Source organism: Sporosarcina sp. OR05 (assembly GCF_041414805.1).
GTDB classification, from domain to species: Bacteria; Bacillota; Bacilli; order Bacillales_A; family Planococcaceae; genus Sporosarcina; species Sporosarcina saromensis.
In genome coordinates this window covers 115,348-138,630 of the sequence record NZ_JANKJL010000007.1, presented here as the reverse complement: position 1 = coordinate 138,630, position 23,283 = coordinate 115,348, and the positions used below count along the sequence as shown (strand labels likewise).

Here is a 23,283-nt window from a genome sequence, read left to right as displayed (position 1 = left end):
TTTACGTTGTGATACGGAGCGAGCATTCTGTTATGAGCGTTTTCCGTTGTGTTACGACGAGTAAGTGTAGTAATGAGTAACACCCTAACCATGCAGATCTAACTAAATGCTCTTAGCCTTCTCAAAGCACTTCTCACATTGGAAGTTGAGAAAATAGTGTGTTTGATTCATGGAGAAAAAAGGCAAAACAAAACCAACTAGCAAGAAGCCAGTTGGTTCATTTACCATTTTACCCGATGATCTTCGACACATCCGAGCATTTGGCGGATGCGGAGCGTAGAGCCATCTTGCAGCTGTACGGTGCCGTTAAAATAACCCACGTATTGATTCGCGATCCTTTTGACGTATTGGGCATTCAAGTTGGACGTTTGCTCAAAGAATGGTGTAAAGGAAAGATCCACTTGCGAAGTAAATTTTGTGCGAATGATCCAGGGTGTCTTGAAATGTAGAGGGTCGGTCGTAAAAATCACATCTTCATGAATTTTTGTCATCCTTCCATCGACAAAGACTGCATTTTCCGTCATGCCAGTACCTTCTGTCCACTTTGCACCCAAATTCAATCCGATTCGACGTCCGCCTAACCGTTGAGAAGCCAAAGCCCAGTATCGTTCTGATTTCCGTGGCCATATACCGCGCCCGTAATCCAAAACGGCAAAACTATAATCTGGATTAAAATCATAGCGTCGAGACCCAATTTTTACAAAACCGGTAGTCGGCATGCTATGCATTTTGGCTGTGAATTGGAACAGATCTCGCTTCCGAGGAATGACAACATTCAAGGAATCATCTTGTTCGGGATGTTCGATATGCAAATCGGCATGCAGCACTTCATTATCAAAATCCTGAATGGTTACAGATAAGTGCGTTTCTCCTTGAATATGCACAAGTTGAACAGAAATCCGTTCGTTGATGAACTTCACGCTGCCAAGCACATCATCCGGCATTTTCACTTTCCGGCCAACGGGTAACACAACCTGCTTTTCATAGGAACGTTGTGTCTCGTAATCGAAAATCGAAACTAAACAGATTGCTGCATAATCAAAATGGCTGATGGACGCAGAAAATAGAAGGTCCTCACCGAACACACACCAATAATTCCACTTCTTTTTGCGCATGAAATGTCCCTTCAGATTACTCTCTACAAAAGGACGTCGAGCGAAGCCGATTGCTTCAGGATTCAACATTCCTTTCTTATCGCAGAGTGTAACAGGACCCGTAATTTCCCTTTCAGCATGTTGCAAGGAGAAAGCCCCCAATCTATTGTCTTTTACAACTGTCATTGTTATAATTTATAGTATAGCAGATAGTCGGGGCATTAGCTCAGCTGGGAGAGTGTCACGCTGGCAGTGTGAAGGTCACCGGTTCGAACCCGGTATGCTCCATAAGTAATAACATTGATAGGACGGCGTTTCTTGAAGGTTCCAAGCGAATCTTTAAAAGAAACGCTATTTTTATGCCGACATTTTGCCGACTAAACAGAAAAACAAGCTTGCTTTGAATAAAGTTAAATGTATTTTTTTTCTTCATTTCAACTCTTTTTAAGAATAGAATCAAATTTATCTGTTGCGGCTTTATCGGCTACTCTCAAAGCGTGTCCGTATGTATTCATGTCGATTTTAATATCTGAGTGTCCAAGTCGTTCTGAGCTTATTTTCGGGTGGACTCCTGGACTGCTCCATGTGCAGCAGAAGGTGTATTGAGATATGTTAAACGATAATTTTATAAAATGCTTGGGAATACGTTTTCTTACATTTATAAGATGAATGAATATAACTCCCGTTAAGTCGTCGTTTTTCACATTACAATCGGAGCATAATGTACAACAGAAAGGTCCTATTACCAAAGTTTCTCTAATGGGCGAACTATGTTACCATCATATAAAATTCATCAACTAACAAGAATTGTTATACAAAAGTCATGTTTGAACATCGTTTTTCAAACATGATATTTATAAGAAATAGGAGCTGTATTAATGCATTTTATTATCAGACAAGAACAGGAAAGCGATTATGAATTAACTGAGAAGGTCGTAGAAACCGCATTTGCATCTGCGATTCAAAGTGACCAAACTGAGCATAAATTGGTTTCACGAATCAGACAAATCGATTCATTTATTCCAGAGTTATCCTTGGTAGCTGTTGACGAAGAAAACAATAAAATATTGGGGCATATTCTTTTATCTAAAGTGTTCATTAGTGATGCCAACAATCAAAAAACGGCGTCACTTGCACTCGCACCTGTTTCAGTTTTACCTGAATACCAAAACAAAGGTATTGGAAAGTCATTAATCCGAAAGGCATTAGAAGTGGCGAAAAAGCTTGAATTCCAGTCAGTATTCGTACTAGGTCATCCCGAATATTATCCGAAATTCGGTTTTAAGAAGTCATCCTTATGGCAAATTAAAGCACCGTTTGAAGTGCCAGAAGAAGCTTTAATGGCTATTGAATTACTGGAAGGCTCTCTTGATCATGCAGCTGGTATTATTGAATATCCAAGTGTCTTTTTTGAGTGAAAATTTTACAACTACACTTGTTAGTTTTGCAACAAGAGATCTATTAGATTCCTTGGGGTTTATTAGGTTTTGGGTGCAACAGGATCGATCTGAATAGCCTTCTTATCTGGAAAACTCTCTGCATAAATTGGGTATTGTTTAGAATGTGAAAGATTAGATAGAACGTATACATTAACGTTCAGATTGTTGGTTTTGTCTCTAGTTCTTGCTGGGTCTAAATAATAGTTCGTTTTTACCGATAATAACTACTAGCTAGTATAGGTTTAAAGGAGTGTCTATTATGATTCAACAAGAACTTTTAAGGTCCATTAATAAATGTATGGATGATTTAGATTTTATTTCTGCCAGAAAATACATGGAAGAGAACATGGAGATGCTAAAAGAGAATAAACATCATCTTAGAAGGAATGCGAGGGAACTATTCAATTTTCTCATTAACAATACAGCTGAACCCATTACTCGACGAGAAATGAATATAATTTACTCAATTAACAGTTATGCTTCTAACTTTAATGTTAGAGGATTGAAGATGTTGATAAAAGACAATGTGGATTTAATGCTAAGAGAAGAAATCATTTCTTATCTTAATGAGGACGCAAAAACAATTTTAGAAAGCATGCAAGTAATAAATAAGTTATAAGTACACGAACGCCTATGAAGGGCGTTTTTTGTTTGACCAAAGAGAAAGTTTCAGTTTATCCACTCGCTATGGAAAATTGGTGCGAAGCCGGCAAATAGGGAATCATTTATTCGAGGCTTGATAAATCAAGGGGTCACATCGGAAGAAGCACAGAAGCAATATGAAGCCGAGCTTCTTTTTTCTCAAGTATTTAACATAGATTCCGCGTTGGTTTGTGCGCTAAACATGAAGATTACTTTTGGGGATATTGTGAGTGGTCTTACTGATTCACATATGGAGTAAGAGCGCGCTGTCTTTTAGCAAAAGAAGGTCGTCTTTTGGCGATCTTTTTTTGTGCAAATCTTCTTCGTGTAGTTCATTGCATCAAGGTTAAACTTGCTCATTCACTAAAAACTTCAGCCAAATATGTCACCGATTCCACAAAGCCGGCACGATTCAGTAGTGAAGAAATACTATAGCAGTATAGTGAAAGGTTACAGTCTTTCATTTAGTAAATCGAAAGGATGGAAGGAGTTGAAGCAATGCAGTTTGTGAAGCCATGCGAAGGCTATATTACGAGTCTTTATAGTAGTGCGCGTTTGGATCCGGTAACGAACAAAGGTGTGAGACCGCATTGGGGAATTGACTACGGATCGGCGACGAATAATGAAATCTGGGCAGCGGCTAGTGGCTATGTTCGTTATATTGGGTGGGGACATGCCACTGCGGGCAATTATATTGTCATAAGACACACGAATGGATGGGAGACCGCATATTTGCATTTACAGACAATAGCCGTATCGACCAAACAATACGTTTCTCAAAGTCAGTACATTGGCATGAAAGGGAGCACTGGAAATTCAACGGGCGTTCATCTGCACTTTGAAATGAGTAAAGGGACGTGGCCGGGCGGTTATGCCAATCACGTGAACCCTGCTCTATATATCATCGATTCTACAGTTAAGGTTGTGCAAGAGCAGTTAAATCGATTGGGCTATCAATTGGTGGTGGATGGCCTTCAAGGGGATCGTACAACGAAAGCCGTGATGGATTATCAGAAGAGCAGGTCATTGCCTGTAAATGGTGTGGCAGACCATTTGACGAGATCGAAGCTGACAAAAGAAATCGCTGAAAGAGAGAAGCCGTCGCCACCGATTGTACTGCCGATAGGGAAGGAGGAGATCATGTTGGAACTCAACCAACGTCAACGAGAAGAATTGGCGAATGTGTATCAATATGCACGAGAGCTTGGCGTATTTTCTTCTGATGAACATGAGAAAGAAATGAGAGAGGGGAAAATGACGGTGTCCAAAGCCATTTACTTAAACGGGTTAATTGCTGGAGCTGCACTTGCAGATGGGAAAAGAATAGGTGGATAAAAAAGTGCGCTTCAAAATCGTACGATAGTGACTAGAAGTCATCCTAATCTCCTTTCTATACGAACTCGAACAAACGCTTTTGTAATGAATAAATTAGCTAGCACATACTTCATACTACAAGTTAGAGTAATGTACAAGTCATGCTTTTTAATGTTAAAATAACTACAGCAGTTTGAAAAGGAGATGGAACAATGGGTAAATTAGAAGAAAAAGTTGTTATCATTACCGGCGGAGCTGGTGGGATTGGTAGCGGCATGGCAACAGCAATGGCGAAAGAAGGCGCAATAATTGCGATTGTCGATTTGAATGAAGAAGCCGGTGAAAAGACGGTCGCTGAATTACAAACGATTTCTCCAAAGTCCACATTCATTCAAGCAAATTTAATGGATCACCAAAACTTAGGTAAAATTGTTGAGAAAGTGATTGATCAATACGGTAAGTTGGATGTGTTAGTGAATAATGCGCATGCATCTAAGCAAATGACGATTGAAGATGCAACGCAAGCAGACCTTGACTTATCATTCGGTACAGGATTCTATCCGACGTTCTACTTGATGCAAGCGGCACTTCCATACTTAAAAGAAACAAAAGGGAATATCATCAATTTCGCGTCAGGAGCAGGCCTTGCAGGACATGAGACACAAGGTGTTTACGCGGCTGCGAAAGAAGCGATCCGTGGCTTGTCTCGCGTAGCGGCAAATGAGTGGGGCAGATTTGGCATTAACGTCAACATTATTAGCCCGATTGCAAACACACCAGGCGTTGAAGCTTGGGCGAAAGCGCAGCCTGAGTATTACGAAGCGGTACGAAGTAAAATTCCATTGGGTCGTTTCGGTGATATTGAACAAGACATCGGTCGTGTCGCAGTATTCTTAGCATCCGAAGACTCCCAATACATTACAGGACAAACGATCATGGTTGACGGTGGGTCAATCATGTTGCGATAAGCTGTCGCTCAGCCTGTGCAAGAAGAAGATCCGTGCAAACGGGTCTTTTTTTGCATGGGCTCACATGTATGTTCATACGCTGTTAGTAGGGGGTGGTAGGCATATGTACAATCGAGAGGCTGCGGTTCGGTATGCGGATGAATGGTGGAATGGTCGCAATCCGGCATTTCCGTCGTTCGATGTGGATTGTACGAATTATATTTCGCAATGTTTACTCGCTGGAGGTGCTCCGATGTACGGGCAGCCAAATCGAGAGCGTGGCTGGTGGTTACAACGTGGGAACAGAAATTGGAGTTTCAGTTGGGCGGTCGCTCATTCGATGCGTTGGTATTTAGCAGGCTCCAAAAAAGGGTTAACAGCTAAACAAGTCAGTTCGGCGGAGGAGTTGGATCTTGGAGATGTCATTTGCTACGATTTCCAAGGAGACGGTCGTTTTGATCATACAACGATTGTGACGGCGAAAATGGGGAATGTTCCACTCGTCAATGCACATACGTATGACGCGTTTCATCGGACATGGGACTACAAAGACTCCTATGCATACTCCCCAAATGCCAAGTACGTTTTCTTTAAAATAAACGACCAGTTTTCATAATGAAAAGACGGATACCTCAACAGGCATCCGTCTTATTTTAATACCACAATACCGCAAGCGTTCCTTCTCCTGCATGTACTGCGAGCGTGGAACTGACATCCCCGATAACGACTTCGAGTTGAGGCGCTTTTTCTTGAATCATTTGTTTTAACTGGTTTGCTTGTTCTAATACATTTCCTTGCATGAGATAAATTTTTCCTTGGCCGGAAGGATGCGCTTCGATCACTTTATCGACTAAATATTGAAGCGCTTTCTTTTCGGAACGGACTTTGTCAGTTGCTTCTAGTTTCCCTTCAGACGTAATTTGAATGACCGGTTTGACTTTAAGCAAACTTCCGAGGAAGAACTGTACGCCATTCATGCGTCCGCCTTTGTACAATTGCTCGAGTTGTCCCATGAGGATGTAGTTATTCAATGTTCCTGCCATCTTGTCGAGTTGTGCTTTAATGTCTTCGACAGAAGCGCCGTCTTCGTATAACTCCATTCCTTTCTCCAACAATCCAGTAATACCGTAAGAGAGGGAAAGAGAATCGACAAATGTTATCGGAAAATCTGCAATTCCTGCCCCTGCGATAGATGAAGCCAATGTTCCGCTCAATTCGCTCGATAAATGCACGGCTATTGCCTGTTCATAGTTTTCCGCGATTTCCTTAAACTTTTCCGCGAATTCTCCAGCTGAAGGTTGAGAGGTTTTCGGGAACTCTGTTGCGTTTTTTATTTGCTCGTATAACTCTGCAGAAGTAAGGTCAACTCCATCGATAAATTGCTTTTCCCCGAAATGTATATTTAACGGGATTACATAAAAATCAGGGTGTTGCTTCAATTCTTCTGGTATAAATGCAGTGCTGTCAGTTATCCATGCTAATGGTTTTTTTGTCATTACGTCAGCCATCCTTTTCGAAACTTTCACTTCTTTCATTACTATACTACAGAAAGTAATTTCATGAAATAGTATTTGGGCATTTTGGTAGAGAAAATCCTAATCGTCCCTTACATTTCCACGAAACTTCAAATCATGTATAATGGTGAATAGTATGTTTTAAAGGAGAGTTCTTATTATGAATGAACAAGCATTGTCGATTAGGGATGCAATTGTTAACCGTCGTTCGATTAAAAACTTTAACGGTCAGCCGGTTGATCTCGAAAATATAACAAGTATTTTAGAGAATGCAATTTGGGCACCGACTCATGGATTGCGCAACCCGTGGCGCTTCATCGTCGCTGCGAATAAACAATATGCCAAAGTGTTAGATGTGCTGAAAGAATACGGAGTGCCAAAGTGGAAAGAGCTTTCGGATGAGGACTTAGAAAAACAGATGAAGAAGTTTAGCGCAGCCGGAGCGGTCGTTTTCGTCATCGTTCAAGAAGATGCGCGTCAAAAAGAGCGTCTTGAAGATTTTGCGGCAGCAAGCGCACTTGTTCAAAACGCAATGCTTCTTGCGTGGGATCAAGGAATCGGTACGTGCTGGAAAACACCACCTTTCTTGGACAACCCGAAATTCCGCGAAGAGCTCGGTGTAAAGCCGGGGGAACGGATCATGAGCATGTTGCAATTCGGGTATTTTGATGAAATTCCTAAACCCCGCACACGTACACCACTAGAAGAAATCGTTACCTATTATGGAATGGAAGATGAAGAGACTAGCGTTGAAGTCGAACAATAAGTGTAAAAGCCGCGTGCAGACAAGTTGCAATTCACTTGCTGGCACGCGGCTTTAGTTAATTCAAGAAAAAACTTATTTTGTTAACGCGTCTTTTGAGAATTGTGCGAGCTCGCAATAGTAATCCCCAATCACACGAAGTCCTTTATCGAAGTTCTCTAAATGGAAGTGCTCGTTTGGTGCATGGAAGTTCTCGCTTGCAAGTCCGAAGCCCATGAGCACGACAGGCAAGTTAAGAATTTCGTCAAATGCAGCAACGATTGGAATCGAGCCACCCATGCGTGTGAATGCAGTTGGGACGTTGTACACTTTTTCGTAAGACTTGCCTGCTGCTTGAATTGCAGGATGGTCGAATGGTGTGATGAAGGGCTTTCCTTTATCGAATTCACTTACCGTTACGGTTACGCCTGCAGGCTTATGTGCTTCGATATGGGCTCTTAGTTTTCTTACGATATCTTCAGGATCTTGGTCAGGAACGAGCCGGCATGTGATTTTTGCCCCCGCTTCAGATGGTAAAACCGTCTTAATGCCTTCGCCTGCAAATCCACCAAATACGCCATTTACTTCAAGTGTAGGGCGAGTCCACGTTTGCTCTAAATACGAATAGCCTTTTTCTCCGAATAATGCTTCCACGCCAATTTCTTGCTTAAGTGCCTCTTCGTCGAAATTAAGAGCTTGATACGCTGCACGTTCTTCATCCGCTAACGGCCGTACATCCTCGTAAAAGCCATCGACTGCAATCGTGCCTTCTTTGTCATGGAAAGACGCGAGTATTTCAGAAATAGCGTGAATCGGATTTTGCACACCACCACCGTAAAGCCCTGAATGCAAGTCGCCCTTTGCACCTTTAACATCAATCTGTACACCGGCTAAACCGCGTAACCCGTAGCAAATTGCAGGTTTGCCAGGACCGTACATGCCTGTATCAGAAATAACGATGATGTCCGCAACCAATTTCTCTTTGTTTTCTTCAATATATTTTTCGAGGTTCGGACTACCGACTTCTTCTTCACCTTCAATAATGAATTTAATATTCACTGGCAAGCTACCGTTTTCATGCATTAACGCTTCAACTGCTTTAATATGCATGAACACTTGGCCTTTATCATCGCTCGCTCCACGTGCATATAATTTATTGTCGCGGATTTCGGGGTCAAAAGGACCGCTTTCCCAAAGATGCAACGGGTCAACCGGCTGGACATCATAATGTCCGTAGAAGAGAATTGTCGGTTTGCCTTCCGCATGAAGCCAATCACCGTACACTACTGGATGACCATCAGTTGCGTCGATTGAAGTGTTTTCCAAGCCTGCTTGTTCGAATGAATGCTGTAACCATTCAGCTGCTTTTTGCATGTCTGCTTTGTGTTCAGACAGTGCACTAATGCTAGGAATGCGAAGGAAATCTGTTAGTTGTTGCAAATGCTCATCCCTCTTAGATGTGAAGTACGTATCAAGTTGTTGGTATTGATCCACTCTAATCCCTCATTTCAATTATTATTTCGTGAATAGAAACAGTATAGCATGTAGAAAAGGATTCGAGTGATTCTAACGGACGAGTGACGGATAAGTATGTTATGATATGTAAAAGTTACTAAAAGAACAAGCTGTTGAAGACTAGAAAATCCTGGAGGAATTACTTTTGTTTATAGCACTAGGGTTCTTTTTATTCATGTCGTTCTTCCTGTCAGGAAGTGAAACGGCACTCACTGCAGTCAACCGAATGAAGGTACAACTTCGTGCCGAGCAAGGTGACCGCAAAGCAATTACCGTAAGAAACCTCATCGCGAAACCAGATCGTATGATTACGGCGATTCTAATTGGGAATAATATTGCCAATATTATGATGCCGACAATTGTTACGATGATCGCAATTGATAAGAATTTAAAAGTCGGTGTGTTGACGGGGATATTAACCGTCGTCCTCATTATCTTTGGTGAAGTCTTGCCGAAAACAATAGCAGCAACATTTGCAGACCGGGTCGCGTACATAGTAGCTCCAGTCATTACAATCCTTGTAAAAATACTTATTCCGTTAACGGCGTTACTTGCGATGTTTACAAATGTGTTTATCCGCATTATCTCAAAAGGGACTGTGACGGAAGCGACATTGACGAAGGAAGAGCTTCGTTCCATGGTAGATATTGCTTCGACAGAGGGAACATTTGAACAGGAAGAGTCGCAACGGTTAAAAGGCGTGCTTGATTTTCCTGAAAAAGATGTATCAGACGTTATGGAAACGCACCGTACAGATGTCATTGGTTTGCCAATTGACTCGACGTACGAAGAAGTGCGAGACACCATTCTCGAACACTTTTATACCCGTTATCCGATTTACGAGGAAAGCATTGACCGGATTGTCGGCGTGTTTTATTCTAAAATGCTCATTGAATGGTCAATCCATCCAGAAAAGAAGTTGTCCGAGTTGATGGATAACGAGCCGTTGTTTGTTGTTCAAACGGCTAGTGTTGAGAAAGTGTTCAAGTTGATGTTAGCAAAAAAGAAGCATATGGCAATTGTTTTGGATGAATACGGCGGCACGCTTGGTATTGTGACGCATGAAGACATCATTGAAGAAATGATTGGTCAGGATATCGAGGATGAAACAGACTTTGACGAAGAGGTGCTTGTCTATGAAAAAGACGAATCTGTACTTGTTTGTCACGGTCGACTGGAAATCGTGGATGTCATTGAAATGTTCGATGTAGAATTACCGTCAGACCATGAAACAATTGGCGGATTTGTCATGCAGGAACTCGGTCACGTACCTGAACCGGGGGAGCGCTTTACATTCGAAAATCTGTTTTTTGAAATCATGGAAATGGATCGCAGTCGTATTGTAAAGATGAAGATTACGAAACGAACAGACGAAGAATAATAGATGAATCCTGTGAATTCGGTGAAAGCCGAGTTTGCGGGATTTTTTTGTTTTTGTTTTTTTTCTTGCTAACAAGCGTCCTCCGCTTTTCATTGTCTAGCTCCGAGTGGCAGCTGCTCGGGTCGCTTCGGAAATGAAGCAAAAGGCAAAGAGCGCCTTTCGTTCATTTCCTCCATCGCCTGTCGCAGCTGAACGCCACTCTCCGCTTTTCATTACTTACATTTTTGTAAGTTAAGTGAAAGGGAAAGCGATAGATTGTAAGGGGGCTTTTGCTGATAATAAGGGTAACAGTTACAAAACGGAGGGCGTTACTGATGAAAATGGATTTAACAGAGCTGTATGAACAATACGGCCGCTATATATATCACTTATGTTTAAAATTGACACGTAATAAAGAAGAAGCGGAAGATCTCATGCAAGATGTGTGGGTGAAAGTTGTCCGTTACAGTGGAAAGATGGACAGTGTTGATCGTATGAAAGCTTGGTTGACAACGATTTGTATGAATACATTCCGCGATCGTTACCGTAAAGATGTGCGAAGAAGTAAGCACGTTATGAACCAACCTGATACATTGGACGTTCCGATTCTCGATTTGGTTCCCAGCGATAATCCGACGCCTGTCGAAATGATTGAGCAAAGTGACATTCAACGCATGGTGCAACAAAAGATTGGCGAGTTAGACGGGATTTATCGGACGACGATTGAGTATTTTTACGTCCATCAATACTCGTTGATTGAGATTGCAGAAATGATGAAAGTGTCGATTGGAACCGTGAAATCACGCTTATTCCGCGCGAAAAAGTATTTGAAAGATTTAATGATGGATGATTCTTCCGTGCGGGAATATGTTATTGCGTAACGAAAAGTGTCGGCTTCATGCCGATGCTTTTTCTTTTTGGGCAATTTTTTTTAAAGGAATGCGGCGTTTGCGGGAGTTATGCGGCGTTTTAGCCTATTTATGCCGCGTTTAGTAGAAGTATGCGTTGTTTGTCCGTTTTATGCTGTGTTTGAAGGATTTATGCGGCGTTTACCCGACTTATGCGGAAATCGTTTAATTGGCTAGAGTTGATTAGTACCGCGGGCGGAATTTGTTGAGGGGGTTGTAGTCGCGCAGCAATGTTTTTGACAAATAGAGGGTTGGTAGATAAGCGGAATGCGTCGTTTTAGCCTATGTATGCCGCGTTTGAGAGAAGTATGCTTTGTTTGTCGATTTTATGCCGTGTTTGAAGGATTTATGCGGTGTTTACCCGACTTATGCGGAAATCGTTTGATTGGCCGAGTTGATTTGTACCGCGGGTGGATTTTGTTGAGGGGGTTGTAGTCGCGCAGCAATGCTTTTGACTAATTTGGGTTGTACTTTCTTTATATTGCTAGTTTGCTAACTCCTGATTGTTGGGTATGAGTGGAGTAGAAAACGAGGTTGATGAATATGAAGAAGAGACGGAAGTGGGTACGGCCGAAGTGGTTTGTGTTAATGGGTGTTTTGTTGTTTTTATTCGTCTATGTCGGCGTCATCAGTTGGCATACATATAAGCCGTTGCCGAAAGGGCTTAACTATCAGGGTGATATCCACTGGACAGATGATGTGGAGATGTTTACGGACCTGACGTTTGCTCAAAACAAAGAGGGTGACGGCATGGTGCATGAGCTGACGATTTTCGACGAAATTTATAAGATGATTGAAGAGGCGGAGTCATTCATCGTGTTAGACTTTTTTCTAATGGATCATTATTCGGATGAAGATGTTGACTTTCCTAAAATTGCTCAGACGTTAACGGCGAAATTGGTGGAAAAGAAGGAAGCCCATCCTGACATGGACATCATTTATATTACTGATCCGTTGAACACGGGGTATGGGTCTTACGAGTCAAAATGGTTTGATGCATTAGAAGATGCAGGAATCGAAGTCGTCTATACGAAGTTGGATCCATTGCGTGATTCCACGCCAATCTATTCCGGTTTGTATCGGACGATTTTTAAGTGGGTCGATTTTGAGACAAAAGGATGGATTGATAACGCGATGGCGAGTGAAGCGCCTAAAATGACGTTGCATTCTTACATGGTGTTAATGAATGTGAAAGCGAATCACCGGAAAACAATTGTGACGGACAAGGAAGCATTGGTCACGTCGAGTAACCCGCATAACGCAAGTGGTTTCCATGGGAATGTAGCGATGAAGGTGTCCGGTCCAATTATTAATGACATTCTTGAAGCAGAAGAGGCGGTTGTGAAATATACAAATGGCGGATCTTTGCCGCGTGTTGAGGTGAAAGCGCCAGCTGACGGGGAATATGCAGTTCAATATTTGACGGAAAAGAAGATTCTTCAAGCGTTAGTAGGAGATATTGCGACAGCGCAAGAAGGAGATACAATTCGAATGGGCATGTTTTTCATTGCCATGCCGGAAGTCGTTGAGGCGGTTGAGGATGCAGCGAACCGAGGCGTGAAAGTTGAAATGATTTTAGATCCGAATGAAAACTCATTTGGCAATGAAAAATCCGGACTTCCAAATCGTCCCGTTGTGCAGAAAATGATGGACGAAACAGACGGGAAAATTGACGTGCGTTGGTACAATACCGTTATTGGTCAATACCATACGAAACTTGTAACCGTACGGACAGCGCAGGATACGTATATTACAAATGGATCTGCCAATTTGACTGGAAGGACGTTGAACAATTACAACTTAGAAGCAAATTTGCGGATCATTGCACCGAATGACAGTGAACTTGTAGGTGACATTGAGCAATACTTTGACCGGTTATGGAAAAATGAAGACGCGCTATATACGTTAGATCTTGAAGAATATCAAAGTGAATTTACATTTTTACAACGTGGCATTTATCAGTTGCAGGAAATGTTAAAACTGACGACATATTGAGTGTTTTGCAGGGAAAACTTTAACAAACAAAAAGCGTGAAGCTCGGGTAAATGTCCGTTGCTTCACGCTTTCGTTTATGTTGGAATACGAGATACCGATTACTTGGACGAATTAATTTTTGCATGTACTCAATTCATCAAAAATCCGGTTACGTTTAGTCGGCCTCTCTATTTCATTCTACGTAAGCTTGAGAATACCGTTATTCTGCTACAGTGGCGAGCTGTTTGTTCAGTTCTGCGAGACGTTCTTCCATCGTGGCAAGGCGGGCTTCAGCTTTATGGACGGAGTCCGCGTTTCCGGTAGATTCCAGTTTTTCAATATCCCCTTGAAGGTTCGTATACTCCATTTTCAGTTCTGCAATTGCTGCTTCCAGTTGTCTTTTATTCATGAGGAAATCCTCCACTGTTTTCCTTCAGTGTAGCATATCCGTCAATGCTTTTCCGCTCGCACCGCGTTTCGGGTATTCAAGTAAATACAAAATGGTTTCCAACACTTTGTCTTTGCCATTCCCTAAATTGAGCGCAAGCTGTCGATCAATTGAACGTTTCCGCAAGGATTCGTGCAATAAAGGCTCCATAATTGCGTTTAGCAAATTGGATTGTTTTACTTTTCGACCAAGCCCTAAGTGAGAAAAGCCATGATGCTCTTTCGGAAATGCGAGTCCTAGCTCAAAATCATTTTGGGAAAGGACGATGCAAGGGATGCCCATAACTGCGATTTCATAAGGTGTATAACCGGAGCCACATAAAATGATGTCAGCGGTTGAAAAGATATCCGGTAGATGATAAGGTGCCTGTTGGACAAACGTATTTCTTCTTCCGAGTGCCATCATCTTGAGCGTACTAATGTCGTGTGCATAACGCTCTCCAATCACAAGTGTCACTTTTAGCGGGATATGAAGTTGTGAAACATGGCGCAGTGCACGGTAAGACAAGTTGCCTTCGTCTTCCTCGCCGAATGAAATGACGAGGTGGGGTAGCGGGCCGGGCTTAGGCTTGGTCAATCCGGACTTTTCATAAGTTCGGAGTGCGGGATCCGCTATGAACAGTTGGCGATCTACGATGTAATGATCGGCATAGCCATCATTCGCATCTTCCAATAACGTTTGTAAGACGAAATCGGCTTGTAAACCACCATCTCCAAAGTCGTCGAAGTGTAAAATGGAAGGGACAATTTCCCGTATTTTTTCAACTTCCTCTGCGACTGTTGAACCTGAATCACGGATGAGTAAGTCTGGTTTGAGGAGGTGCAACGTTTGTAACAGATTCGTATTTTTGCCAATTTGAATGGCTTTACATTCTTCGGGTGGGGCAGGGGAGTTTTCTCCGACAATGAATAACACATCTGCTTGTTGAGAGATCGATTCGGCAAGTACAGCTGCCCTTCTCGCAGGGTACGAACCTTTTCCATCCGTCCACGTAATATGAAATGCGACCACTTTCTTTTTTGAATTTTCGATTGGAATCACCCTTTCTATTCCTATGAATCAATGAAGCTTCTCTTAACCCTATGATTCGTTCAAACAAGTTATGTCCAAATGCGTGGAAAGGGAATGGAAATGTGGTAAACTAACATCTAATCTAGAGGGAAATGGGGTATTTCCATGTTTGATTCTTTATTGTTCGATCTCATGTTTGTCATTCTTATAGGGATGCTTTCCCAATGGGTTGCATGGAAATACCGGATGCCGGCCATCGTTGTTATGGCGGTAGCTGGGCTAATTGTCGGACCGATTTTTGGTTGGATTAATCCCCAACAAAGTATGGGGGATTTGTTTGGGCCGATTATTACATTCGCGGTTGCAATCATTCTTTTTGAAGGTAGTTTAAACTTGGATGTCCGTGAAATTAGAGGGTTCAGCAAACCAGTTGGGCGAATTGTTACCATCGGAGCGTTCATTGCGTGGATTGCAGGCTCTTTGGCGGCCCATTATTTAGCAGGTCTGTCTTGGGAAGTGGCGTTCATTATCGGTGGATTGTTCATCGTTACTGGACCGACAGTTATTTTGCCGTTGTTGAGACAGGCGAAGTTGAAGCCGCGTGTGGCAGCGATCTTAAAGTGGGAAGGGATTGTCGTCGACCCATTTGGTGCGTTGCTAGCAGTATTTGCTTTCGAATTTATTAAGTTCATTAATAGTGAAGTGACGTTTAACGCGTTGATGCTGTTTTTTGCAGCTTCCGCTTTTGCCGTCTTTCTTGGATGGATTGTCGCGTTGGTTATCGGAAATGCATTTGAGCGTGGGAGCATTCCCGAATATTTAAAAGCGCCGATTCTGTTTGTTGTTGTATTGTTCACCTTTGTTTTCTCAGATGAAATCATGCATGAAACCGGGTTATTAGCCGTTACTGCCATGGGGATGAAAATGGCGAATATGCGCTTGACGACTCTAAACGACGTGCGTCATTTCAAAGAAAATATTTCAGTCCTACTCATATCAGGCATTTTTGTCATGTTGACGGCTTCTCTGAATCCAAAAGTGTTAATAGAAGTTTTCAACCCTTCCATCCTCATTTATGTTGCCGCAATGATCTTTATTGTACGGCCGTTGTCGATATGGCTTTCGACGATTGGCACGGATTTGACGACACGTGAGAAATTGTTGATTGGTTGGATTGCGCCAAGAGGAATTGTCGCCTTGACGGTTTCAGGCTATTTTGCAACGATTTTATTAGAAAATGGCTATGAGGATGCGGAACTACTCACGGCACTGACCTTTGCATTAGTGTTATCGACCGTTGTCCTTCACGGTTTCTCAATTGGATTCGTTGCTAAAAAACTGAATTTGACAACGACAGATGAATCAGGTGTGGCGATTGTCGGGGGAAGCCGATTTGCAGCAAAGCTTGCACAGTCCATAAAGGATACGGGTAATGAAGTGCTGCTCATCGATCAGTCGTGGGCGGCATTGGCGGATGCAAGAAAGAGTGGCATCAATAGTTATGTTGGCGATATTTTATCAGAACAGATTGAATACCACATTGACTTGACGCCATACCGATACATGTTGGCGATGACAAAGACGGATGTATATAACGCGCATGTATGTGCAGATTTTGCTCCGGATCTTGGGCGTGATCATTTATTCCAAACAGCCTTCCAAGTAAGTAAGGACGAGGAATTCTTTACGATTACAGGCGGGCAGGCATTATTTAGTCCTGCGATATCCATTTATGATTTGGAAGAACGGATGCATACGGGGCATGTCATTCGAAAAACGTTATTGACGAAGCAATATAGCTATACACAGTATTTGCGTGAACGTGATGACAAAGCGATTTTGTTATACATTTTACGAGCAGACGGATCGATTGAATTCTTTACACCAAAAGTGGAATTGCAAGCGTCCGCAGGCGATGCAATTGTTGCATTGACTTCTCCGGCGAAAACGATTGAACGTGTGAAAGAACGTTTGGAAGGTGAAAACGGAGATCGTGAAGTTCCTTATGAAAAACTAGAAGAACTGTTCACCGAGGAACCGACCCAATCCAAACCTGAAATTCCTGGAGCTGCTCCAATTTCAACGATCCAATCCAAAGGAGCGCTGTAACAGTATTGCTCATAGTGTTATGGTACGATTGGAAATGGAGAAACAGCTTTGAGGAGGATGACCATTGAAAGTTTTGTTTGTGGACGGGACCATTATCGGCAACAAAACGGGCGCAGTGCTCGATACGGTCGAAACGTATGTGAAAGAAAGTGGCAGTGCAATAGAAGTTGAGCGGATGAATTTTGCGGATTATGAGCATCAATTCGTAGATGGACGTCCGTCAGCGCAATATAATGCAGATATGCAACGACTCATAAAGAAATTTGAAGAAGCGGATGGATATATCATTGCCACGCCGATCTTCCAAGGATCCATTCCAGGCGTATTAAAAAACGCTTTTGATATGCTACACCCACATGCGATGCGCTACAAACCAGTGTCCATTGTTGCAAATGGTGGAACGTATCAGCATCATCTAGTCGTCGAAAATCAGTTGAAGCCAATTTTAGATTACTTCCGCTGCCTCGTGACGCCGAATTACGTATACACACATGCCGGACATTTCGATCAAGACAATCGGATAATCGATGAAGATGTACACAACCGTTTACGCGAATTGGTAAGGGTGTTTGAGAAGTATACGGAAATGAGTAAAGGCTTATCCAACGACATGTTGGATGAAAAATAAGCAATAGGAGACCTGCCGACCTTTCAACAGGAAACGGCAGGTTTTTTCTATTAAACGTAGTAAAGCAAGTAGAGGAGTTGGTCATCTAGCATGCAACAATGACCGAACTCCCGTATAATCGATGTATGTAGAAAGGGGATTTTTTTATGTCCAAATCAGTTGTATTAGCCGAAAAACCCTCAGTCGCTCGCGACATTGCAAGGGTGCTCGGGTGTAATAAAAAAGGAAATGGATTTCTGGAAGGTTCTAACTATATTGTAACGTGGGCACTCGGGCATCTCGTCACGCATGCAGATCCTGAAGGATACGGTAATGAATATAAAGAGTGGAAATTGGAATTGTTGCCAATCATACCGGAACCGTTCAAATTAACACCGATTCGCCAGACGACAAAGCAATTTAATGCAGTGAAAGCACAATTACGCCGCAATGACGTGTCAAATGTCATCATCGCAACGGATGCCGGGCGGGAAGGCGAGTTAGTCGCACGATGGATTTTAGAAATGGCTAAAAATCGCAAACCGGTGAAACGTCTTTGGATTTCATCCGTAACCGATAAAGCGATTAAAGACGGCTTCAACAATTTAAAAGATGGTCGTGCGTATGAAAACTTGTATGAAGCAGCAGTTGCTCGAGCAGAAGCGGATTGGGTCGTCGGCATTAATGCGACGCGTGCGTTAACGGTGAAATACAATGCACAGTTATCGACAGGACGTGTACAAACCCCGACGTTAAGCATGATTGCGGAACGTGAAAGACAAATCCGAGAGTTCAAACCGAAGTCTTATTATGGCATGCAAGCATTAACGGAAACGACGAAGTTCACATGGGCAGACCGTACAGGACAGACACAATCTTTCAATAAAGAACTAGTTGAAAAGTTATTGAGTCAATTGGATGGAGTGCATGTCGGAAAGGTGAAGGACGTAAAGACGACGCCGAAGCAACAGCCCGCACCGCCATTATTCGATTTGACGGAATTGCAAAAAGAAGCACACCGCAGATGGTCTTGGTCGGCAAAAGAAACATTATCGACATTACAAGGTTTGTATGAACGGCATAAAGCGGTGACATATCCTCGAACAGACTCCAAACATTTGACGACCGATATGGCAGGAACGTTAAAAGAGCGTATTAAAGCGGTGGATGTTGGCGCGTACCGGAAAGCGGTCAATGTGTTGCTGCGTTCGAACAGTGTGAAGCCGCAAAAAGGCGTCATTGACGACAAGCGTGTATCGGATCACCACGCCATCATTCCGACGGAGGAAACGCCGGTACTTCAAAACTTATCCGACAAGGAACAGCGGTTGTATGATTTAATTGTGAAACGTTTCCTTGCCGTATTTTTCGGCCCGTTCCGTTACGACCAAGTGACGGTTGAGCTGGAAGTTGGCGGAGAGACGTTCAAAGCCAAAGGAAGAACGGTGACGGATGAAGGATGGAAGACGGTTTACTCCACAGATGACGAGGAAGAAGATACGGATCGCTTGCCTGCTTTCAAAGTAGGGGAGGAAATGAAAATCCGTGCTGTGGTCATGACGAATGGCCAAACGAAACCACCAGCCCGTTTCAATGAAGGAACGTTGCTTGCAGCGATGGAAAACCCTGCGCAATTCATGGCAGGAGAATCCAAAGACTTGATTAAAACCCTTGGTGAAACAGGTGGCCTCGGAACCGTTGCGACACGAGCGGACATAATTGAGAAGTTGTTCAGTTCGTTTGTCATTGAGAAAAAAGGAAACGATATTTATACGACTTCTAAAGGAAGGCAGTTGTTGGAACTTGTTCCAGAAGACTTGAAATCCCCTGCTTTAACAGCTGAATGGGAACAAAGCTTAACAAAAATTGCGAATGGGAAAATGAAAAAAGCGGTCTTCATGAAAGAGATGATTGCATTTTCAAAGAAAACAGTCCACGAAATCAAAACGGATGAGAAAAAATTCCGTCATGATAATGTGACAGGGAAGATGTGCCCGGATTGCGGCAAACCTTTACTAGAAGTGAATGGAAAACGAGGTAAAATGCTTGTCTGTCAAGATCGAGAGTGCGGACACAGACGGAATGTTTCTCAGTTGACGAATGCACGTTGCCCGAATTGTAAAAAGAAACTGGAGTTGCGTGGAGAAGGAGACGGACGTATTTTCGTCTGCAAATGTGGACACCGTGAAAAATTGTCGGCTTTTGAAAAGCGGAGAAACCAATCCGGCGGTAAGAAAGCGGACAAACGTGATGTACAGAAGTTCATGAAAAAGCAGGAAGAACCGACGAATAATGCGATGGCGGATGCGCTGAAAAAACTATTTGAGAAGGAATAAATGCGGCATTTGCTGCCATTGACAGTCATGATTACCTACTTTACGCTTCGATTTTAGCTCTTTTACCGGATACAGTTGTAACTGAAAAATGGGTATACTTATCAATAAGCGAATCCTTTAGGAGGTGAGAGAGCATGAATACCAGTATGCTATTTGCATCGGCCGCGGATCAAGTGCAACGGTACGACGCGACGAAACGCAGACATGCAGAACGAGCGTATGACCGCCAAGCCGAGTACAACGGGCGGCACCAAAAAACAGTGGCGGACTTGGAAGCACTGCTGACAGGAAAAGCGGAGCATTTGGATCGTCGGGATTTTACAAAGCTTGGTGCTGGGCAAGTGAAGCAGGTTGCGATTCCAGTTGGAAAGACGTTGGAAGAAACGATAGACGTGTGGCGGGATGTTAGAAGGGAAGCGATTGCTTCGACAGATCCGACAACGGCAGATTATCAGTTAGCAGCGACGGCTTCTGCCAAAATCATGGAAACCGAAGCACGACTTGCGTTGCAAAAGAGGGAACAATCCCAACAAGTTGCAGAAGCAAACCGAGCAAAAGCGGAAACGTTCAAAGTGGCATCCATGGATCTCCCTACCGATCTAGAACGGGAACTGCTTCTTGAACAAAGGCGTTTTGCGAAAGCAATCTCCGCATACGCCATCCAAATGGAAGCGAAGCAAAATCGGTTTATGACTGCATGGCCAAGTTTTTCAAGAAGCGCATAATGTAGATGAAAAAGTAGTAAGATCCCACCTCCCTAGGGCATCTTGCTGCTTTTTTGTATAGAATTCGGATGCCGAGAGCATCTGTCACGTACAATGTAGCAGGAACTGGTAAAGTAAATGGTATCGGAAGTTCGTGGAAGGGGCGTGTGCACATGGGGAAACAGAAGAAAAACGTGAAGACAAATCCTGTCCGTATTTTGGACAATGAAAAAGTGCCGTATGAGTTAATGGAATATGCAATTGATGATGGATTGGTTGATGGGGTTTCGGTCGCGGAGAAAACGGGGACGTCTAGTGAACTTGTGTACAAAACGTTAGTTTCACGTGCGAGTGTAAATGAATTGTTCGTATTTCTCATCCCAGTTCGTGAAGAATTGGACTTGAAAAAGGCAGCGAAAGCGGCAGGTGTGAAAAAACTTGAGATGTTGCCGTTAAAGGATTTAACAAAGGAAACCGGGTATGTACGTGGGGGATGTTCCGCAGTTGGGATGAAAAAGCGGTATCCGACGGTATTAGATACGACGGCTATGAATTTTGAAGCGATTGTCGTTAGTGCAGGTAAACCCGGTTTGCAAATGAAAGTGTCGCCGCAGGATCTTGCCCGTGTAGTAGGAGCTACATTTTGCGATCTCACAAAAGGGTAATTTAGGCATGTATTGTGCTAAAACTCCATGATACAATGGTAGAATAGGCTATTTAGAGTTGCGCTGATGTAAGATTATAAGTAGTAGAAAGAAGAATGCATATGAGAAAGATTTTTATGTGGCGTTGGATTTTCTTCCTCGTCGGCATGATGGTCATGTCGCTCGGGATTTCGATGACGATAAAAGGGCAACGACTCGGGATCGGTCCGTGGGATGTGTTGCATGTCGGGCTGTACCAAAATTTTGGTTTGTCGATCGGCACGTGGGGAATCATTACAGGGTTCCTCATTATTCTTGTGACCGCAGCTGTGTTGAAACAATGGCCGCAAGTCGGGACATGGTTGAATATGGTGTTAATCGGTTTGTTCATTGATTTGTTCAACTGGTTACTACCGGATTTTTCGTCCATGACGGGGCAAGTGAGCATCTTTACGTGTGGTGTGCTTGTGCTCGCATACGGAATTGGCATTTACGTCGCGCCGAATGTCGGTGCAGGGCCACGTGATAGTTTAATGCTCATTCTCGTCGACAAGTTAGGAATCGGCGTGAAGAAAGTGCGCACAATGATTGAAGTGACGGTTGCCATTGCGGGTTGGTTATTAGGCGGCCCAGTTGGCGTCGGTACGGTCATCATTGCGTTGTTAATTGGTCAAATTGTCCATTATTCCCTACCGCAATGCAGAAGATTGTTGCTGAAAATTATTCAGGAAGATGAAAGTGTATTGTTTATTAAGAAGATGGAGAAGGCATAAGTAGATTTGGTGCTGAGTGAGTACGCTAAGAAACCTAGCACGGGACACACTTCCTATATGGACTGTGTCCCTTTTTGTTGTCGAAGTACTCGAGATGTGCAGTAGAAGCTCGCAAAATGAATGGATAGTGAAATGCCAGGAATGCGTTCTAATTTGGAGCAAGGATTAATCTGAAGTTGAATAAAATCATTTGATTGAATTGCATTTTTAGTGATAGTAAGCAACTCGGTTGTGGTAAAATATAACAGATGAATAAAGTTTAATCGTTAGTTCATCAACAAGATTGGTAGGTTCTATTGTTAGTAGTCAATGGATATTCTGGCAACATTGGAGAGGGACATTTGAAAAATGTAGCAATTGGTGGATTCGTCATGATGGGTGGCTTATTCCTGGCTGCAACCGTCATTATCGCAGGTGCGATCTATGTGCCTGATTCGACTTCGTGGTGGTCTGGTAGGTCAAAGTTTTGGTTTACCATTATAGGCGGAGAGATGTATGGTGAGGACCGGGTAGATTCGTTGTTTTTAGGATTGCCTCTTATTATAGGTTGGGTTTTAGCACTCGTTGGATTAATCATTTTGGGTAGAGAGTACTTTAAAAAAACTTGAAATTATGTTGAGTAAAACGCACAGACGTATTGATCTGTGCGTTTTTTTGCTGTTGTACTTTTAGTCAGTTTCAGGTGTGTTGGTTAACTCTTTATTTATAAATATACCCTCGAACCCTTTTGCTTGCGTACCGGCTTTCCCTGTGGGGTCTCACAATTTGTGCAGTCCCCCCTGGAGTAAGCGCATGCACTCTAGTCAACTAGTATATTGCTAATCACTTTAGTAAATGCTCATCAGGATTGGAGCGGAAGGCGGCGAAGTGCAAAGATGTGCTCTCAACGCTCCGCTTTTGTTCGCAAAAGCCGTTCTTCGTTACGGCATTTCCTGCGGGAACAGCGCGAGCTGAAGACCCTGGACTGAGCGAAGCGAGGGAAGCGGCTGAAGCCGTGCCCGCGGAAAGCGTCCGCCTGAAGCGGAAATCCGGTATTTATCGAAGATTATAAGGAAAACCGTATAGTCTTGTATCCTATAAATTGGTTAATCAACACGCCATAGTCAGTTTAATAGTCTATAATGTGTTATCCAAGATTTAATTTATGTAAGACAAGCCGTGCTTTTTTTATGCGTTAGGCATATGGTAGATGTATGCAAGAA

General features: G+C 43.0%; 21 protein-coding genes and 1 tRNA gene. 17 read left to right on the top strand and 5 right to left on the bottom strand.

Features of this window, described 5'->3' with window-relative positions:
• Positions 1-221 precede the first annotated feature (221 nt).
• Positions 222-1,241 (bottom strand): DUF2804 domain-containing protein, encoded by a 1,020-nt coding sequence (locus tag NRI27_RS12045; RefSeq protein WP_371390889.1) that lies wholly within the window; start codon positions 1,239-1,241, stop codon positions 222-224.
• A 68-nt stretch (positions 1,242-1,309) separates the two neighbouring features.
• On the opposite strand from NRI27_RS12045, the gene NRI27_RS12040 reads away from it, so the two are divergent.
• The 6 genes from NRI27_RS12040 (at position 1,310) to NRI27_RS12015 (ending at position 6,052) form a co-directional block, all read left to right on the top strand.
• Positions 1,310-1,382 (top strand) — tRNA-Ala (locus NRI27_RS12040).
• A 590-nt stretch (positions 1,383-1,972) separates the two neighbouring features.
• Entirely contained in the window at positions 1,973-2,512 is a 540-nt protein-coding gene (locus tag NRI27_RS12035; RefSeq protein ID WP_371390888.1) for a GNAT family N-acetyltransferase, read from the top strand.
• Between the two features lie 280 nt (positions 2,513-2,792).
• Positions 2,793-3,152 carry a hypothetical protein gene (locus NRI27_RS12030; protein ID WP_371390887.1) on the top strand — a complete coding sequence of 120 codons (360 nt, stop codon included), beginning with the start codon at positions 2,793-2,795 and terminating at the stop codon, positions 3,150-3,152.
• A 521-nt stretch (positions 3,153-3,673) separates the two neighbouring features.
• Positions 3,674-4,510 carry a peptidoglycan DD-metalloendopeptidase family protein gene (locus tag NRI27_RS12025; RefSeq protein WP_371390885.1) on the top strand — a complete coding sequence of 279 codons (837 nt, stop codon included), beginning with the start codon at positions 3,674-3,676 and terminating at the stop codon, positions 4,508-4,510.
• A gap of 191 nt (positions 4,511-4,701) precedes the next feature.
• Complete coding sequence (locus NRI27_RS12020; RefSeq protein ID WP_317944661.1) at positions 4,702-5,457, top strand: SDR family NAD(P)-dependent oxidoreductase; 756 nt, start codon at positions 4,702-4,704, stop codon at positions 5,455-5,457.
• A gap of 103 nt (positions 5,458-5,560) precedes the next feature.
• Complete coding sequence (locus NRI27_RS12015) at positions 5,561-6,052, top strand: amidase domain-containing protein (RefSeq protein WP_371390884.1); 492 nt, start codon at positions 5,561-5,563, stop codon at positions 6,050-6,052.
• 37 nt (positions 6,053-6,089) lie between these two features.
• Here NRI27_RS12015 and NRI27_RS12010 read toward each other — a convergent pair whose 3' ends face one another.
• The gene (locus NRI27_RS12010) at positions 6,090-6,932 is read right to left on the bottom strand and encodes a DegV family protein (protein ID WP_371390883.1); all 843 of its coding nucleotides are present in this window, start codon (positions 6,930-6,932) and stop codon (positions 6,090-6,092) included.
• Between the two features lie 178 nt (positions 6,933-7,110).
• Here NRI27_RS12010 and NRI27_RS12005 point away from each other — a divergent pair, with 178 nt between their 5' ends.
• Positions 7,111-7,716, top strand: a complete 606-nt coding sequence (locus NRI27_RS12005; RefSeq protein ID WP_317944655.1) for a nitroreductase family protein — start codon at positions 7,111-7,113, stop codon at positions 7,714-7,716.
• 72 nt (positions 7,717-7,788) lie between these two features.
• Here NRI27_RS12005 and NRI27_RS12000 read toward each other — a convergent pair whose 3' ends face one another.
• Positions 7,789-9,186: a dipeptidase gene (locus NRI27_RS12000; protein ID WP_371390882.1), complete on the bottom strand. Its 1,398-nt coding sequence runs from the start codon at positions 9,184-9,186 to the stop codon at positions 7,789-7,791.
• Positions 9,187-9,352: 166 nt separating this feature from the next.
• Between NRI27_RS12000 and NRI27_RS11995 the strand changes: the two genes are divergently transcribed.
• The 3 genes from NRI27_RS11995 (at position 9,353) to NRI27_RS11985 (ending at position 13,470) form a co-directional block, all read left to right on the top strand.
• Positions 9,353-10,588 carry a hemolysin family protein gene (locus NRI27_RS11995; protein ID WP_317944652.1) on the top strand — a complete coding sequence of 412 codons (1,236 nt, stop codon included), beginning with the start codon at positions 9,353-9,355 and terminating at the stop codon, positions 10,586-10,588.
• A gap of 314 nt (positions 10,589-10,902) precedes the next feature.
• Positions 10,903-11,448 (top strand): RNA polymerase sigma factor, encoded by a 546-nt coding sequence (locus NRI27_RS11990; RefSeq protein WP_317944651.1) that lies wholly within the window; start codon positions 10,903-10,905, stop codon positions 11,446-11,448.
• Between the two features lie 570 nt (positions 11,449-12,018).
• Positions 12,019-13,470, top strand: coding sequence for a phospholipase D-like domain-containing protein (locus tag NRI27_RS11985; protein ID WP_371390881.1), 1,452 nt, complete (start codon positions 12,019-12,021; stop codon positions 13,468-13,470).
• Between the two features lie 199 nt (positions 13,471-13,669).
• Here the strand turns inward: NRI27_RS11985 and NRI27_RS11980 are convergent, their stop codons facing one another.
• A complete protein-coding gene (locus NRI27_RS11980) occupies positions 13,670-13,858 on the bottom strand; it encodes an SE1832 family protein (RefSeq protein ID WP_317944648.1) in 189 nt (62 codons plus the stop codon).
• Positions 13,859-13,882: 24 nt separating this feature from the next.
• A complete protein-coding gene (locus tag NRI27_RS11975) occupies positions 13,883-14,938 on the bottom strand; it encodes a PseG/SpsG family protein (protein ID WP_371390879.1) in 1,056 nt (351 codons plus the stop codon).
• A gap of 135 nt (positions 14,939-15,073) precedes the next feature.
• Between NRI27_RS11975 and NRI27_RS11970 the strand changes: the two genes are divergently transcribed.
• The 7 genes from NRI27_RS11970 (at position 15,074) to NRI27_RS11940 (ending at position 22,689) form a co-directional block, all read left to right on the top strand.
• Positions 15,074-17,017, top strand: a complete 1,944-nt coding sequence (locus tag NRI27_RS11970) for a cation:proton antiporter (protein WP_371390878.1) — start codon at positions 15,074-15,076, stop codon at positions 17,015-17,017.
• A 64-nt stretch (positions 17,018-17,081) separates the two neighbouring features.
• The gene (locus tag NRI27_RS11965) at positions 17,082-17,645 is read left to right on the top strand and encodes an NADPH-dependent FMN reductase (RefSeq protein WP_371390877.1); all 564 of its coding nucleotides are present in this window, start codon (positions 17,082-17,084) and stop codon (positions 17,643-17,645) included.
• 146 nt (positions 17,646-17,791) lie between these two features.
• Positions 17,792-19,960: a DNA topoisomerase III gene (locus NRI27_RS11960; protein WP_371390876.1), complete on the top strand. Its 2,169-nt coding sequence runs from the start codon at positions 17,792-17,794 to the stop codon at positions 19,958-19,960.
• 134 nt (positions 19,961-20,094) lie between these two features.
• On the top strand, positions 20,095-20,685 hold the full coding sequence (locus tag NRI27_RS11955) for a hypothetical protein (protein ID WP_371390874.1): 591 nt from the start codon (positions 20,095-20,097) through the stop codon (positions 20,683-20,685).
• A gap of 152 nt (positions 20,686-20,837) precedes the next feature.
• Entirely contained in the window at positions 20,838-21,329 is a 492-nt protein-coding gene (gene ybaK / locus NRI27_RS11950) for a Cys-tRNA(Pro) deacylase (protein WP_371390873.1), read from the top strand.
• Positions 21,330-21,430: 101 nt separating this feature from the next.
• Positions 21,431-22,081, top strand: coding sequence for a YczE/YyaS/YitT family protein (locus tag NRI27_RS11945; RefSeq protein ID WP_371390872.1), 651 nt, complete (start codon positions 21,431-21,433; stop codon positions 22,079-22,081).
• A 341-nt stretch (positions 22,082-22,422) separates the two neighbouring features.
• Positions 22,423-22,689, top strand: coding sequence for a hypothetical protein (locus tag NRI27_RS11940; RefSeq protein ID WP_371390871.1), 267 nt, complete (start codon positions 22,423-22,425; stop codon positions 22,687-22,689).
• Positions 22,690-23,283 lie beyond the last annotated feature (594 nt).